Source organism: Pseudarthrobacter sp. TRD_SC_9 (genome assembly GCF_055361265.1).
In genome coordinates, this window is the sequence record NZ_CM143956.1 from 671561 (window position 1) to 686998 (window position 15438).

Sequence of the window (15438 nt, forward strand, 5' to 3'; positions counted from 1 at the left end):
AGCCAGACAAAGGCATGTTCGGGATGGGTTTCTCCCTGGGTGCAACACTCGTGGTGACCGCGACCGTCGTCAAAAACGGATTTCATGGCTGGGCAGTACTCGCGGTGATCTTCCTGGCAGCGGCCCTTGGTATCACCCTTATTGCACGCCGCGCAGGAATCGCTGCCGGAATTCCAGGGACGGCAGGTTGACCTGTTCTACGGGTCAACCACTGATCTAGGATGGCCGCATGACTGCGAACCCAAAGTCCTTCCTTTTGCCCGTGATGGCTGCTGCTGTCTTTGCCGGCCTGGGACGGATGGTGTGGCAAAAGATCCAGGCAGACCGGGCAGCTCGGGAAACCAAGGTCACCGGCCCGATCGACGACAAAACCCGTCAGTGGATCAGCGAGGTTGTCCGCACTCCACGCCAGTAGGAAGGCCGCTGCGCCCGTGGCCCGGTGTTGGTTCTTGAATCAAGTTACAGGATTGAACTGCTGCAACCGCTGTCCATGAAACCTATGAGCCAAACGTTGAGACCGATAGCGATCACGCTGCGCCAGTAGACGTGAAACTGAATCACGGTCTTGCGCCGCCTTCACTGCGGATGGCTCTTCGCGCTACAGGCACCAGTCAGAGTAAGGGTGTCAAAAGCTGGTTGTCACTTCGTTCGTACTTTTTCCTTTATTAAAATGAAGGAGGATAAATATGGGTGCCATAACTCGAAATAAAAACCCGCGCTGAATCCGGACCAGAAAATACACCGAGGTGCTTAGAGTACGACCATGAAAGTTGTATATTTACGGAGTGGATCCAATTAAAGAAGACGACTCCAAAAGCGTGAAGGGCGAAGCACGAAGCCGTTCCTTAGAGGAGCCGCCTCGCCCCGGGTGGTCGCCCCGGGATCCTGCCCCTATAGGAAAACTGGCGCCGGAACCTCCGCCAGGTGCCATGCGACTGGCGCAGTTCCTGTGGATAGTGAGTTTTCTGGCAGGTGCTGCCTGTATCTTCATTGTCTATTTGGTTCGCGAGCCTCAGCTCGAGTGGTTGCGCGAGACTGTCCGTGAGCTGGCACTGGACATTAATCCTGACTCGTTTGACAGCGCCACCTCTTTGATTTTCTGGGTGTCAGTGGGAGCGGTCTCCATCGTAATCCTCATCGAGGTGTTCCTCGTCTCACTTGTCATGCTTGCCCGTAGCTGGGCGCGGTGGGTTATGGTCGTTGTCCTTTTGCTCCACCTAGCAGTTGGCATAGTTGCCAGTGCTTTCCTCGTTCCTCCTGGTGCCACGGGGCCTTACGTATTTTGGCTCCTGGCTGCGGGATTCTTCCTCGCACTTACAGCAACCGTCATTAGTTTCCTTCCATCAAGTACAAGGTGGATCAAGTCGAAGGAACGTTGAACGGGGTGGGATTTTAGGACCAATCTACGCTGGTCGGTGCTTCCTCAAGAATGCCTTCGCAGCTTCTGACGATGGTTCTGTAAGCCTCACTTGTTGGCCTGTCCAACAGTGGATGTTCGGACATCGCCCGCCAGCGATGTACATGTGCAAGGGCAGCGGTTTCAATTTCCGCTGCCGTCGCTTCCTTGGAGAGGCCAAGGCGAGTAGTCGCTGCTGTAGCGTAACCGCCCAGGAGCTGTTCAGCTTCTGGCAACAGCTCTGTTGGCACAGATACTGCACCTGAGCGCAAGCGCATCAGAAGGTGCAACTCGCGTAGCTCATGGGTGGCCGAAAGTAGACGGTCAAGCAGAAGATTGACTTTGTCGGCTCCGGGGACGGGCTGCTCTCTGAGCAGCTGGACCACACCAATGATGACTGAGCGGGTCTTCATTTCAGCAGCTCTTGCCTGAAACTGCCCATAAAGAAGCTCCAGCAGCTCATCGAGTCCGCTTCGTCGGGCAAGCTCTTGGGCGAGGGCCGCGGCGTCCTTTGTTCCGCTTGCAATCAGCACCACGGCCAAACGGATTCCGAAGATGCCGAAGCGGTTTACTAACCCGCTCCGCATCGCCCTATCGACTGTTGAGGGCTGAGAGGCGGATAGGAATCTGTCCACTGAAAGCAGTGTCCGTTCCCGTGCTGTCTTGTCCATATTGGCGAGCTCAGCCAGGGCCGCGTATTCGGACTGTCGAAGGGTGCGGGCGCTTTGGGCGAGAAGGCCCGCTACAGGAAGGACTCCAAGGCTAAGCCGTCGCAGGTTTTTATCCTGCTTGTAGCGGTCCGTAATTTGCCGGGCCGATACCAGCGACTCGATGCGCCCTGCTCCTATCTCGTCCACCCGGGAGAGAACCACCAACGCGTTGACAGAACCGGAATATTTTCTTTTTGGGTCCTTGAGGGCTTCGAGGAACTGCACGTCGGAGTCGTGGAGGTGCCTCATCAGGTAGATGATGGCGTCCGCGTCAGGCGGCGCGTCATCAGGCGCCAAGGAGTTCATGGACCGAACAGAAACACTCTCTGCCGTCGAGGCCAGACCCGGGGTGTCTACTAGTGTGAAGTTCTTCAGGTTGGGGGATGGCCAGTTCACCGCCAGGTGGCTAACTTCTTCGGGCCGGTGACCGTCGAGATTCAGTACCAGTTGGCCGTCGCGCCGGCGGACGGGCAGTTCCCTGGGTTCTCCTTGATGCAGATGCAGGGTCAGTTTGGGAACGGGGCCAAACGTGTACCACGTGACAATTTTCGTGCATTCACCGGCATCTGTGGCAGCAACTTCTTCGCCAATTATGGCATTGAGCAAAGTTGACTTCCCGGCTTTCACCATTCCTGCCACTGCAACGCGCATTGGTTCGTTAAGCCGGGAGGCATAGCCCTTCAGCACCTTGAGGGCGGGCTCGTTTCCTTCGTAGAGCAGCACTGCTTCCCGCAACAGCTCGGCGGCAGCGGTGGTTGTTAACGTCACGATTTACGACCCCGTCGTAACCATAGGAGGGGTCCCTAAAGCGGAAGCATGCTTGTGTAATACATCCACGCGTGCTAGCTCGAGTTTTATGGCTTTGATCCGCTGCTCGCGCTCAGTTGAAAAGGTTGATGCAGCTTTCTGTGCGGCAGTCAGGGATTCCGATAGTGAGCGGTGGTGTTCCTCGGCGATCTCGGAGAAGTGATCCCGCGATGAGCGCTGGATCAAACGGAGCCGATCCTTCAGTTCTTTGCCGACCTGGAAAATGACGTCGTCGATCTGTCGCCGCACGAGGTTCTTGGCTTCACCCTGGCGCCGCTGGAGCCGCGCCTCCATGTCCTCTTTGTACGCCTTTCCGCCGAGCAGGAGACCTGCCCCGATGGAGATAGGGTTGATGAGCGCCATCCCCATGACTCCTGTCAGCAACCCGAACATTAGTACTCCGCCGTACGACCCTCGCATCCCGATGAGAATCTTCTGAGTCGGCTTGACGTAGCCTGGGTCCAGCACCGGCATTGGTTCAACTGGATCCATGACGTCGTCCGTCTCATCGACCCGCAGCCCAGGCAAGGCCGACGCGTCCTGGTCGAAGTATTCCGCGACCTGGGCGGCCAGCCATTGGGCGCGTTCATTTGTCCAAACAAAGGTGTCTGCCACGGCCTCCGCGCAGCCTTCCTCAAGCCATATCGTGAATTCTTCCCACGACTTTCCGGGGTCACCTTGGTCTATGGCGCGCTCTGCCTCGCGCTGAATTTTTCGGAGCCTGTCACGCAGGTCATGATCCATATCGGCGATCAAATCAGCCATGCCGTCGTTGAGCGTCACCTGCCAGCGGGCTGAGCGCTTGCGGGATTCACCGGACTTTTCCTTAGCCAGTTCCAGCTCGGCTATGAGTTGGGGAGTGTCCTCGGGGTTCTGCAGCGCGACTAACTCTGCGTTGAGCGACAAGCGTAAGTGCTCAATGACGGACAGCAAATCATGGCGGACGGACTTTTCCTGGATACGTTCAGAGTTACCCACGATTTCATCACGCAGATGCTTCACGAGTGCTGGGAAACCGGACTCGTCATTGAGCTCCTTGTCCTCGTGCCGGGCGGCATGCAGTCGCAGCTCGGAGGACACCGGAAACAGGGGAATCACCTCGGGACCCCCGTCGTCAAGATGGGCCCGGTCCAGATCAAGCACCTGACGCCACTGGGGGTATAGGTCGGTCTTCGTCAGTACGCACGCAACGTTTGGTGAAACCCGCAGGGCTTGGCGGATGAACCGCATTTCAGGTTCGGTGTATTCCTGAGATGCATCGGAAACCAAGAGCATTGCGTCTGCTGTCGGCAGTGCTGTCAGAGTGGTGAGGGAATGCACGGAGTTGAACCCACCGACACCGGGGGAATCGATGAGCGACAATCCGCCCGCGAGGATTTTGCGGGGGAGGAGCACTTCTGCCGAGATGAATCTCTTCTTATTCCCAGGGTTCCCCTTTTCAGAAACATGCGCGGCCAGTTCATCTAACGCAACGGGTAGACGCTCCAGTTCAGCTTCCCCGCCTGAACCTGCTACCAGCACAGCGGCCGATGCAGGGCTGCCGTACCGTACAACGGTTGGGACAGAAGTGGCAATGTCATCATCAACAGGGCAAACCGGAGCGTTCACCAGGGCGTTGATGAGCTGACTTTTGCCTTGCTTGAACTCGCCAACAACGATGACTCGGACACTGGGATCCTTGAGCCGGTTGCGGGTCTGTTCGAGACGACGGCTTAGGTCCTCCCGGTTACCGGCTCGTGCCATGGTGATCCCGTGCGTTACCAGCTTGACCAGGTCAGCCACCGGTCCTCCTTAGGTGTGTTCATTCAGTCTAGGCCTGCAAAGGCCCGGCAGGAGGATTATTCCTGCCGGGCCTTCTAGTTGCAGATATCCAGCTGTCTTACTACTACTTAGGCAGCAGGGGCGGCGTCAGCCAAAGGGAGGACGGGAGCATCAACAATGACGTCGACGTCACCAATAACGCCTCCGTCCAGGACGTCATCGACCACGATGAGGTCTCCCTCTACGATGTCGCCAACATCGACGAGGTCTCCGCCAACGACAGGGCCTTCAATAAGGTCTCCACCAATGACGTCCCCGCCGACGACGTCTCCGCCGACGATATCAACGGTCACGTCCCCAAGATCAACGTCAATGAGGTCTCCGCCGACGTTGTCGCCACCGACCTGGTCCCCACCGACGATGTCGTTCTCGTCGCCCACGACATTGCCGTCGCCTACGAGGTTGCCGTCGCCTACGAGGTTGCCGTCGCCGGTTACGTTCCCGTCGCCGACGATGAGATCTCCGTCTACGTCGACGTCGATGTCGGTGTTGGTCTGGTCCCCGCCGACAAGGTCGGAGTCCTCAACGTCTCCGCCGACGATGATGCTGTCGTCGATGTCGACGTCGATGTCGGTGTCGATGTTGGTCAGGTCGCCACCGACAACTACGTTCTCGTCGCCAACGATGTTGCCGTTGAAGGAGTCCTCGATGTCGACATCAACGCTGTTGTCCTCGTTGAAGGAGTCTTCGATATCGATGTCGCCGACAGTGATGTTGGTGTTGGTCGAGTTGTCCTCGGAGTTGTCGATTTCCACGTCATCACCTGCGGCGATGGCACCGTCACCTGAGGCGACTACGGCATCGTTGTCGAACCACTGGTTGACGTCGCCGTCGGCCCAAATGTTCTGGTTTACGGACTGGTCCGTGATGGTGTCGCGGTCATCAACGCTGGAGGTGTAGGAGTAGTTGTGCACCACGTGGTGCAGCTGCTGGACAGCATGGGCGTGATCGTGATCGTGGTGGTGGTGTGCAGGAGCGGCAACTGCGCCGGTCCCGGCCCAGGAGCTGTTGCCACCGGTGTTGTACTCACGGTCAAAGGAGGACTTGACGGTGATGGGTGCGTAGTCAAGAACAACCGGCATAACGGCATCAACGTCTGCCTTGCAGACGCCGCCCAGTCCGGCGTGCTCCAGTGCATTCTCCGGGTCGTCCAGGAAGTCCTGGGCAGCTTGGCGATCGCCGAAAAGGTTCATCAGGAACTGCAGAAGTTCGGTGGTGACGTTAGGCATAATAATCTCCCCTAATTGAATGATGTGAGCTATGTAGTGAGCCCTGCGCGCTGCCTGGCTTGTCCTAAATCTATTGGCGCTGGCCCCGAGCTGCATCGGGGTTAGTCCCCCTACGAAAAAGCTTTCCATGTGGGGTTCGGGACGTGCAGCGTTAGGGGGATGAGGGGGTCAGTCCACCGCGCTGTTAGGGGTTTTGAGTTTTTTCCTGTGTTTCCAGCAATATCCGGAGGTGAGCCAGTGTGTTGGAGCGGCTTCTTATTCCTGGCCGGCGGGGGTCTGTGCAATAGGCCAGCGATAGAAGAGCTCACGGAGAGACTTTCTAGTTCGTCTCGGATGGCGTTTCGGAGGAAACTTGGTGTTTGCGGCCGCATTGTTTAGACAATAAAACCTTGATGAAGCGAGGAGCGTTCCGCGTAGACTTCCAATATGGCAACGTCCGCCAATGCGGAATCCTCGTACGGTACTAGTAGAAAAACGGCTGACCGTGAAAAATGAGCTCGTTATCCTCGCCTCCTGCTTCATTCTTATCACCAGCTGTGCTTCGCCGGATCCGGACAAGTCCGCAGTCACCCATGAGGAGACAATGAAAACACGGGCAGACCTGCCGGGCCCTAACGAAGACGCCTGCAAAACTCTCATGGGCAGCGATGGCGGCCTGATTTCTGAAACGGCCCAATTTCTGACCGATGTTGACGGGCTCAGCGACAGTAACGCAAAAAAAGCCGCAAGTCTTGCAGGTGAGCTGAACGCAGTGGCGAGAATTTCAAACGACGAACTGCAAAAGCTGCTGGTTGTGATGCAAGAGCCACTCAAGGAGCTGGTCACTGCCCATAGGACGAAAACCTCCTTCAACCTGGATCCGACCCGGTTCAAGGCAGCCGGAAATGAAGTCATTTCCCTCTGCGAGAGAAACAGCGCATCTAACGCAGCGCAGGACATCCCGCGCCAATGAATGCAACCTGCACAAGTCAACATCTTTGGTGGGGATAGAGCGCCCGGGTCGATGCACGGACTAGGACGTCCGCAGGTCCTACCTTTGCCCTCGGTTTTATCTGCTCCCTTCCGCGGTTTGCCGACCAGGCTACTTAAAAGGCGACACAACAGAGCAAGCTCGGAATCCTTCCCCGTCTGCCAATCAGCCAGGGCGCGTGAGGGGTCATGGCCAGCTAGTAAGGGATGGGTGTGTCAATCAGGAATGAGGATATAGGGCCGATCCCTTGTCAGTTCTCTTTGGTTTCCATTGTTTCCAGTAGTGCCCGGAGCCGGGCCAGGGTCTCGGAGCGGCTCGTTGTTCCTAGCCGGCGGCGAATTCTTGACATATGGTGTTCGGCTGTCCGGGGTGAAATGAACAGGTATTCGCCAACTTCACGGTAAGTTTTGCCTTTCAACACCATTTTGGCTACTTCCAGTTCCCTCAAGCTAAGGAGCGCACGGTTATCTCGCGCTCGGCTTGCAGTTGGTTCATGCGTGGTACTAAGTTCAACCGCCAGCCCCGTTTCTTCGGTTCTGTGTGCAGGGGAATCCAGATCCCTGGCAAGGGCCAACAATCGCGACATGTCTTTTCGGTCTCCGGCCCTCGGTGCCGCATGGCCGGCCAAACGGGATCCTTCCCACCGCATGCCTATTGATGCGAGTTTTCGGGCTGCTTTTTCGACGGATTCAACACTGAAGCGCCCTGCTAGAACTGAGACCCAGGTTCTCCCGGCGTCGGCGAGCACTGATGCGATATGGCTGTGGTTGGAAGCGCGAACTAAGGAAGCAGCGTGCGGGGCGAGTGCAGAAGGACGTTCGGCCAGCAAGGCGGCCTCAACGGCGAACCAGTGGAGGGGAACGGACCACATCGGCGGGTTGCCGAGCTTGTCAAGCAAAGCCCACACTTCTGCAATGCGGGGTTCAATTTTAGCTGATTCACGGAGTCGGGCCGCCGCAACCATGAGTTCACCCCATGCGAGCAGGCTGTATAGATCCACGTCCACATGGAGGAGCGCCTCACGGGCCTGTTGCCATGATTGGATTAACAGCGCTGCGTCACCTGACCGCCGGGCGAGGCCGACTTCAAGAGCACAACGCAGAAACTCATCACGCGGAGTCAGAGTTGTCCCCGGCGTTTGAGCCTTTCGAATCTTGGCTCTGGCCCGGACCGGGTCGTCTTGCTGCATGGCTATGAAAGCGCTGATCAGGAGCAACCTTGGCCGGTGAGCGGGCCCGCCCTGACCACCAGCCAACGCGGAGCGGATGACTGAGTCTGCTGTCTCCAGCTCTCCAGTGTGCATGCCTACGAGTGCTGCCAGCGCGGCTGGGGTTTCCGCCATAGGGGCAACATATCCCGAGGAGGTCATCATGTCTGAGGCCCGAATCAGTAGGGTAAAGACCTCATGGGGCTGTCCTGTAAGCGACTCCTGCAGTCCTGCTGCCATAAGCCTTGACGCTTCGGCTAACAGCGTAGGAGCCGCCGGCGGATCGGACGATCCCAGGATATTGCGCGCCAGCTGAAGGTCGCCCGTGCCCGTTAGGACTACAGAAGCCGCCGACGCTACCGGTTCTGCTCGCTTTGTGCCCAACCACGTGTAGACATCCGCACTTTTCTTCATCATTCCCTGCGCCGCCCACACTGCAGAAGCCACTTGAGCAACCCTTGTCAGATCAGGTACTTCCGGCTGTGCCAACAGACTGTCGATCAACCGTGCTGCCTGGTCCAGGTTGCCGAGATAATAAGCTGCTTCAGCACGGCGTGCGGCCGTTACCTGCGCATCTAACCCTGCTGCTTCAGCCTCTTCCAGCAGCGTCAGAGCCAAAGCCGGATCGGGAAGCAGCATCTCATTCCCTGCAGACTCCAGCGCCCTTGCAACCCGCAGGTCCTGTACCTTGTCAGCAGCAAGCGCACGTGCTGTCTCCAACGAAAGCGGTCCGTCAATCTCTAAGGCATCCAGAAGTTCCCGCTGCAAAGCCTTGACAAAGGAAGGCCGAACGCCGGCAAAAATGGCACGGCGCAGCAAAGGAGGGATGATTTCACTTTCGGTCATGAAGCCTTCGGACACGGCAGCATTGATTAAACCCTCGAGGTCCTCCCCTGCCAGTGCCGACGGGACCTGCTCGCGAACATCGAAGCCTACGCACGTCGCCACGATGAGAGTCTGCAACTTCGGGTCATGGACCGATAGCTCCAGCGCGATCTCTTGGAGGATCGACGACGGAACGATCTCAGGCAGCGGGCTTGGACCCGCGTCCTCGGATGCGGAAAGCACATGTTCTACAAGCCAACTTAGACCACCTGTTAGCTTCTGCAGTTGTTTCGCTGCGCCGCGGGGAGCCGGTACCCCATAGTGAGCTTCCCAGCGTGCTTGGATTTCCTTGGTACTCAGCGGTGCAACCAGAATCGGCTCGCTTCGTCCCAGAAACGTTGCCAGGAGTTGATCCATTGCCTCGTGTCGTGGCCAAGGCCTGCAGGCCAGTGTCAGCTCCACTCGTTTCTCTTCAAGGTAACTCTGTAAGACAGCCATGGCAGAGGTGCCAAGGCGATGCGCGTCGTCCAAAAGCAGTGCGCAGGGCGAATCGGGTCGCTCAGCATCGAACTCATTGATGGAGTGAAAGACCTTGAGCCCGGCAGCTTCGTAGCTCTCGGCAATTGCTGAAAGCAGCCCCGACTTTCCTGCGCCTTTAACACCCCAAATAATCCTAAGAGTCCCCGCTTCAAACCCTAGAGCACGACGTTCAGTGAGCTGGGCCGCTAGGCTACTCGGCAGGCCCTCCAATTTAGCCCGTGCAGTTAGCGCCATCTGCTCTCACTCGACCCGTTCTGGTGCCGCTGGAACTTCTGCTTCTTGTGGGACGGCAGGAATGGAGGAAGGCGCATCCGGCAGGGGCTCTGAGAGTGGGGTAACCTCCGGCGCGGGCCCAGGGCTGACGGGGTCGGTAGTTTCAGGTGCAGGGTCGGTAGGTGCCGGTGGTTCACTTGGGTCAACAGGTGCGGGTGAAGATGGACCTGGAGAAACGACGTCCGGCACGGGCTCGTTTACGCCGGGGGGATTGACCGGTTGTGAAGTATCACCACTTTGTGTGGGGCCGTCGCCTGTTGAATTAGCAGCTGCCGGAGCGAGCGGGGCGAATGCCGTGTCATCGGTGTCAGGCGTTGAACCGCTTCCCAACGCGGGAGGAAAAATCACTGGCGGCGGAACGCTTGGGCCCTGGCCGGGGAAGGGCGCAGAGTCAGCGGCCGCAGTTCCCGGTGCGGTCTCGTCAGGGGACGCGGCTACGTCCAGACCCCGTTTTGTTAGGTCACCGTCAGGCTGCTGCCAAAGCGGATACCTTGGGGAGGCCCCGCCCTGCACGGTTGCTGTTGAGCCCAAGCGTTCCATCGGTCCCTGGGCTCCTGTAAGCATGACAGCCGACAAAACGGCGACGGAAGCGGCCGCGACGATTTTTCCCGTAGCCCTAGAGCGGAGGATACGGTTTTTGGGCGACAAAGCGGGCACTTCAAATCTGCGTCGCGCACCTCTCCGGCTCGTCCTTATGTGCCCAGGTTCCGGTTCCGCTACGACCTCGGTGGCCTCCATGTCTGTGGTGTGCTGTTGGGAAACCGTGGGTGCGGCAGTAAGGGCTGCGCCGAGGGAAACCGCGGCCCGGGAATCACCGTCCACGAAGACCGGGCGGGCCGTCCGCTCTGAGACCATCTGGGCGATGAGCGGAATGCGGGAAGAACCGCCTGTCAGGACTACGGCCACCAGGTCTTCACAGCGCACGCCGACACGGTCTACCGTGCGTTGCAGTGCACTTATGGATTCGTCTACGCGATCCCTGACCGATTCCTCAAACTCCTGACGCGTCAGACGGACCTGCAGTTGGGATTCTGGCACGGCTACCAGGATGGTTGCATCAGGGACGGCGGAAAGCTCTTCCTTGGCCAAAATGCAGCGGCGCCGTAATTCCGCCCAATCCTCCAGGTCAGAAGCACTTGCTGAGCCCGGTGCGGAAACGGCGTTTCCAGCAATACTCAGTGCATGATGAAGAACGGCATCGTCGAAGTCTGAGCTGCCTATTGGGTCAGCGGAATCGTCATAACCAAGGAGTTTGTACGAACCATCGTTATCCGCTTTCAGCACCGTTGCACGGAATTCCGCACCAAGGTTGTATACGACGAAAGTGCTTCCTGCGCTGACGTCATTTTTGCTTGCGAAGTAGGAAAGAGCCGCCACAGTTTCGGGGACCAGTGTGGCATTGTCGACACCTGCTTCAACCAGCGCACGCAGGAACAGGGACTTTCTTAGTTCACCCCAGACAGGGGGAACTGACACGACGAATGATGCAGGGTTCGAGCCCTCCTGGCGGATGGCCTCGTTCCTGGCCCACAATGTTGCGGCCACCAAGATCTGCTCGGCCTGGTAACGGTGTTCGCCGACCCGTAAAGGAACCGGGTCTCCTACACGGTGCTTGTAACCTCGAATGAGCCGTCCGGGTTCGGCGAGACCACAGCCTTCTGCCTCTTCGCCAACCAGCAACCGTCCGCTGTCTGCTACGAACACAACATTAGGCACCACGTCAGCGGACGTTCCCAGCATTACTGGACGAACGTGAGGCAGCCCCTCGGGACCGTTACAGGCCACAGCAGCAGATATGAAATAAGTCCCGACATCGACGGCGAGAGTGTACGCCATGAAATCCCCCGTAGCATAACGGCACGGCACCGCTACACATTCGACCGTAGCATCGCTCTTTCTCGCGGAGAAGTGTCCTGTTATGACAGTTCCGTCAAGCGCGATAATCGTCGGTGAGCCTGTATCATGCCTCGCAGCGTCAGAGCGGGGGCGGCCCTTCAATGCCCGGGTTTACAACCGGTCCGGCTTGCAACTGCACTCTGCGGGTCCTCTGAAACTGCCAGCAGTCGTTAGAAAGCCGGGTTTGCGCGCCTTCGTGTAGCTCGCCCCGTCCTTTCCGGTTGAGACGGATACTGCCAGATGACGGCGGGTGATCCGGCGTGCAAAGCACCCGGCATGCGGCAGTACCAAGGCAGTATCGAGGCTGCTCTCCCATGCCTTGGACCATGCTTCCCCCCCCCACCGGTGACAGCCCCCATGTGTAAAGCCCAAGTAAATTCGCATGACAAGCCAAACAAGTTTGTTGTGGCCTATGTCATATTCGACTCTCAATCTGTACTGTGGGAATCGCTGGTCGAGCCGGTTGTCACAACCTGTCAATCCTGCGCAAATCCAGCTAATGTTCCCGGCCACGATGCCGGGACCGTTCCATTGGAAAGGTACACACCACTCGTGAAACCAGCAGGAAAGAGCTTCCCAGGAAGCCAGAGGGTCCGCAAAGCTGCCGCATTGTCCATCGGTTTGCCTTTGCTATTTACATCCGTTGCCATCATGCCCGCCACGGCAGCGCCATTGGCGGACCAGCCCGCCGCCGTTCAGCAGAAAAATGTCGATCCGGACAGCTACCCGGACGGTCGGTACATTGTGGTGCTGGCCGAGGAACCTGCCGCAACCTACGAGGGCGGGACGCCCGGTCTGGGAGCCACCAAACCGGAGCGGGGCCGCAAGCTGGACGCCAACCGGCCTGAGGTGAAGCAGTACCAGGCGCACCTTGAGGCCGAGCAGCAGCGCGTTGCCGCCGCGGAGGATGTCCAGATCAAGAACACCTTCACGGCCGCCCTTAATGGCTTCACCGCGGACCTCACCGCCCAGCAGGCCGTGCAGCTCGCGAAGGATCCAGCGGTACTGACGGTGTCACCGGACACAGAGCATGCGCCGGACTATTCCACCACCGATTTCCTCAAGCTCAGCGGTGCCGATGGCTCCTGGAACACTGTTTTTGGTGGCACGGAGAACGCCGGCAAGGGAGTTGTGGTGGGCGTCATCGATTCCGGATACGCCCCGGAAAACCCGTTCTTCGCAGGGGAGGACGTCCAACCCCTCACCGGTGAACCGCAAGTGGGTGTGCCCTACCGGACTGAAGATGGCAAGATCGCCATGCTGAAGGCCGACGGCGATACTTTTGTTGGCGAATGCCAGCCGGGAGTCGGTACGGGAGCAAGCTTTGACGGCAGCGCCTGTAACTCCAAGGTGCTGAGCGCGCGCTACTTTGCCGACGATTTCCTGCGCTACACGCCTCCCGGAAACCGTGCTCCGAAAGAGGTCATTTCTCCCGTGGATGTAGGCAGTCACGGAACCCACACCGCCAGCACCGCCGTCGGCAACGCCAACATCGAGGCCACCCTCGGGGGGCGTGACATGGGCGTCACCGGCGGCGTGGCCCCGGCGGCCAAGCTGTCCAGCTACAAGGTCTGCTGGGAAGACACCGACCCCAACACCGGCGGCTGCTACAGCTCCGCCTCCGTTGCCGCCATCAACCAGGCAATCCTGGACGGCGTAGACGTGCTGAACTACTCCATTTCCGGCAGCACCACGTCCACCACGGATCCAGTAGCGCTGGCTTTCCTCTCTGCAGCATCGGCCGGCGTCTTTGTGTCCGCTTCCGCCGGAAACTCGGGACCGACAGCCAGTACCGTCAACCATGGCGCACCCTGGCTGACGACTGTGGGGGCGTCGTCGTTCTCCAGTGAACTGCAGGGCACCGTCGAATTCGAGGACGGCACCAAGTACCGCGGTGCGAGCCTGATGGCGGAGCCACTCCCGGCCACCAACGTGATCCTGGCGACGGCGGCTGCCGCGCCAGGTGCCGCCAACCCGGCACTGTGCGGGCCCAACACGATGGATCCGGCGAAAGTTGCGGGCAAGATCGTTGTCTGCGACCGTGGCGTGATCGACCGCGTGGTCAAGAGCACTGAAGTCAAGCGTGCCGGCGGTGTAGGCATGATCCTGGTGAACGTCACGCCCTCCTCCGAGGATGTTGACCTGCATGCTGTGCCCACCGTCCACGTCAACCCTCCTGCCACGGACGAGATCAAAGCCAAGGTCACAGCCAACCCGGAGATCAAAGCTTCCCTGGCCAACACCGACACCACCGGACTGCCCAAGGCACCCCAACCGCAGGTGGCCGGATTCTCCTCCCGCGGGCCCCTGCTGGCCTCGGGATCAGACCTGCTGAAGCCGGACGTAACAGCTCCCGGCGTGGCAGTGCTGGCCGGCGTTTCACGGGTTGCCAGCGGAGGTGAGGATTTCGGAATGATGTCCGGCACGTCCATGGCTGCTCCGCACGTGGCGGGCTTTGGCGCGCTGATCCTGGCCAAGAACCCCACGTGGTCGCCGGCCACCATTAAATCGGCCATGATGACCACCGCGACGGACCTGGTGAACGCGGACGGCAGCCGTAACGGCGACGTCTTTGCCACTGGTGCCGGACAGGTTGCCGTGAGTGATGTTCTGGATCCGGGCCTGGTCTACGATGCCAACCAGGAGGACTACCTGAAGTACATCCAAGGAACCGGACTGGACCTGGGGATCCCGGGACTGGGCAGCACCGCTCCCAAGGACATGAACGTTGCGTCCTTCGCCCTCGGAGCGCTGACCGGCAAAACCGAGGTGACCAGGACTGTTACCGCCCTGACTCCTGGCCTGTACCGTGTTCAGGCAAACGTTCCCGGAGTCAGCGTGAAGGTGACGCCATCGGTCCTTAACTTCGACGCAGTCGGCCAGACACGCACCTTCAAAGTGAAGTTTGAGAACAACGGTGCTGCGCTTGGCCAGTTCGCCATGGGCAATCTGGTGTGGCAGGGCGTCGGCAAGACTGTTACTTCGCCCATCGCCGTCCGCCCGCAGGCTGTCACGGCGCCGTCGAACATCGCCTTCACTTCCCAGGGCAGTACCGGTTCGGGCCAGATCCCGGTGGTTTCCGGCACCAATTCACCGGTCAACATCACCCTGGATGGGCTGTCCAAGGCTGATTCCACCGCCATCGAGCTTGTTCCCGGCCCGCTGGCCATGGCAGGTGATGCCTCGAACGCTGTGAAGGAAGTGACGGTTCAGGCAGGCTCGCCGCTGGCCAAGTTCTCAGTCTTCTCGTCTGACGACACAGCGGACTTTGACCTGGTTGTTGTGGACCCCACCGGCCGTTCGCTGCTGGCGCAGACAGCGTCCGCCAGCGAATCGGTTTCCGTTCCCAACCCGCGGGCCGGCGTGTACAAGATGTACGTCAACCTGTACTCGAGCCCGAACGGCCAGGCCACCAAGGCCTCGATGGATGCCGCAGTACTGGGCGCGAACGTTGGCAACGCCGTCGTTTCGCCCAACCCGCTCAAACTCAAGAACGGCACGACTGGAGCCCTGACCCTCAACTGGACCAACCTGGCTGAGGGTTCCTACATCGGCCGCGTCAGTTACGAGGGGTCCAGCACTGCAACATTTGTTTCGGTGCTGGTCACACCCGGTGGCGCAGCCAGCGTTCCGGGTGATGAGGCGGCAGGGGCCACTCCTGAGCAGCAGGACAAAGTAAAGAAGGAAAAGAAGAAGCAGGAACGGCCCGAAACAACAGGCGGTGTGGACCTGGGGATTTAGCCGGTAGCAAACTCAGCTGGCTG

Annotated in this window: 10 protein-coding genes; 5 read left to right on the top strand and 5 right to left on the bottom strand. The window is 59.1% G+C overall.

Translation table 11 applies throughout. The features are described from left to right. Positions 1 to 23 precede the first annotated feature (23 nt). From ACWA13_RS03250 to ACWA13_RS03260, 3 genes are all read left to right on the top strand, one after another. Positions 24 to 191 (top strand): hypothetical protein, encoded by a 168-nt coding sequence (locus tag ACWA13_RS03250; protein ID WP_463936748.1) that lies wholly within the window; start codon positions 24 to 26, stop codon positions 189 to 191. Between the two features lie 38 nt (positions 192 to 229). Further along, positions 230 to 415 (top strand): hypothetical protein, encoded by a 186-nt coding sequence (locus ACWA13_RS03255; RefSeq protein WP_463936749.1) that lies wholly within the window; start codon positions 230 to 232, stop codon positions 413 to 415. Between the two features lie 514 nt (positions 416 to 929). After that, positions 930 to 1379 carry a hypothetical protein gene (locus ACWA13_RS03260; RefSeq protein WP_463936750.1) on the top strand — a complete coding sequence of 150 codons (450 nt, stop codon included), beginning with the start codon at positions 930 to 932 and terminating at the stop codon, positions 1377 to 1379. 13 nt (positions 1380 to 1392) lie between these two features. On the opposite strand, the gene ACWA13_RS03265 is transcribed toward ACWA13_RS03260, so the two are convergent. The 3 genes from ACWA13_RS03265 to ACWA13_RS03275 form a co-directional block, all read right to left on the bottom strand. Beyond that, entirely contained in the window at positions 1393 to 2874 is a 1482-nt protein-coding gene (locus ACWA13_RS03265) for a dynamin family protein (protein WP_463936751.1), read from the bottom strand. Between the two features lie 3 nt (positions 2875 to 2877). Next, entirely contained in the window at positions 2878 to 4656 is a 1779-nt protein-coding gene (locus tag ACWA13_RS03270) for a dynamin family protein (RefSeq protein WP_463938007.1), read from the bottom strand. 146 nt (positions 4657 to 4802) lie between these two features. Next, a complete protein-coding gene (locus ACWA13_RS03275) occupies positions 4803 to 5963 on the bottom strand; it encodes an IniB N-terminal domain-containing protein (RefSeq protein WP_463936752.1) in 1161 nt (386 codons plus the stop codon). Between the two features lie 484 nt (positions 5964 to 6447). Between ACWA13_RS03275 and ACWA13_RS03280 the strand changes: the two genes are divergently transcribed. Then, positions 6448 to 6915, top strand: a complete 468-nt coding sequence (locus ACWA13_RS03280) for a hypothetical protein (protein ID WP_463936753.1) — start codon at positions 6448 to 6450, stop codon at positions 6913 to 6915. Positions 6916 to 7183: 268 nt separating this feature from the next. Here ACWA13_RS03280 and ACWA13_RS03285 read toward each other — a convergent pair whose 3' ends face one another. Both ACWA13_RS03285 and ACWA13_RS03290 read right to left on the bottom strand, forming a co-directional pair. Next, positions 7184 to 9739: a LuxR C-terminal-related transcriptional regulator gene (locus ACWA13_RS03285; protein WP_463936754.1), complete on the bottom strand. Its 2556-nt coding sequence runs from the start codon at positions 9737 to 9739 to the stop codon at positions 7184 to 7186. 6 nt (positions 9740 to 9745) lie between these two features. Next, positions 9746 to 11614 carry an Hsp70 family protein gene (locus tag ACWA13_RS03290; RefSeq protein ID WP_463936755.1) on the bottom strand — a complete coding sequence of 623 codons (1869 nt, stop codon included), beginning with the start codon at positions 11612 to 11614 and terminating at the stop codon, positions 9746 to 9748. Positions 11615 to 12325: 711 nt separating this feature from the next. Here ACWA13_RS03290 and ACWA13_RS03295 point away from each other — a divergent pair. After that, entirely contained in the window at positions 12326 to 15415 is a 3090-nt protein-coding gene (locus ACWA13_RS03295) for a S8 family serine peptidase (protein WP_463936756.1), read from the top strand. Positions 15416 to 15438: the final 23 nt, after the last annotated feature.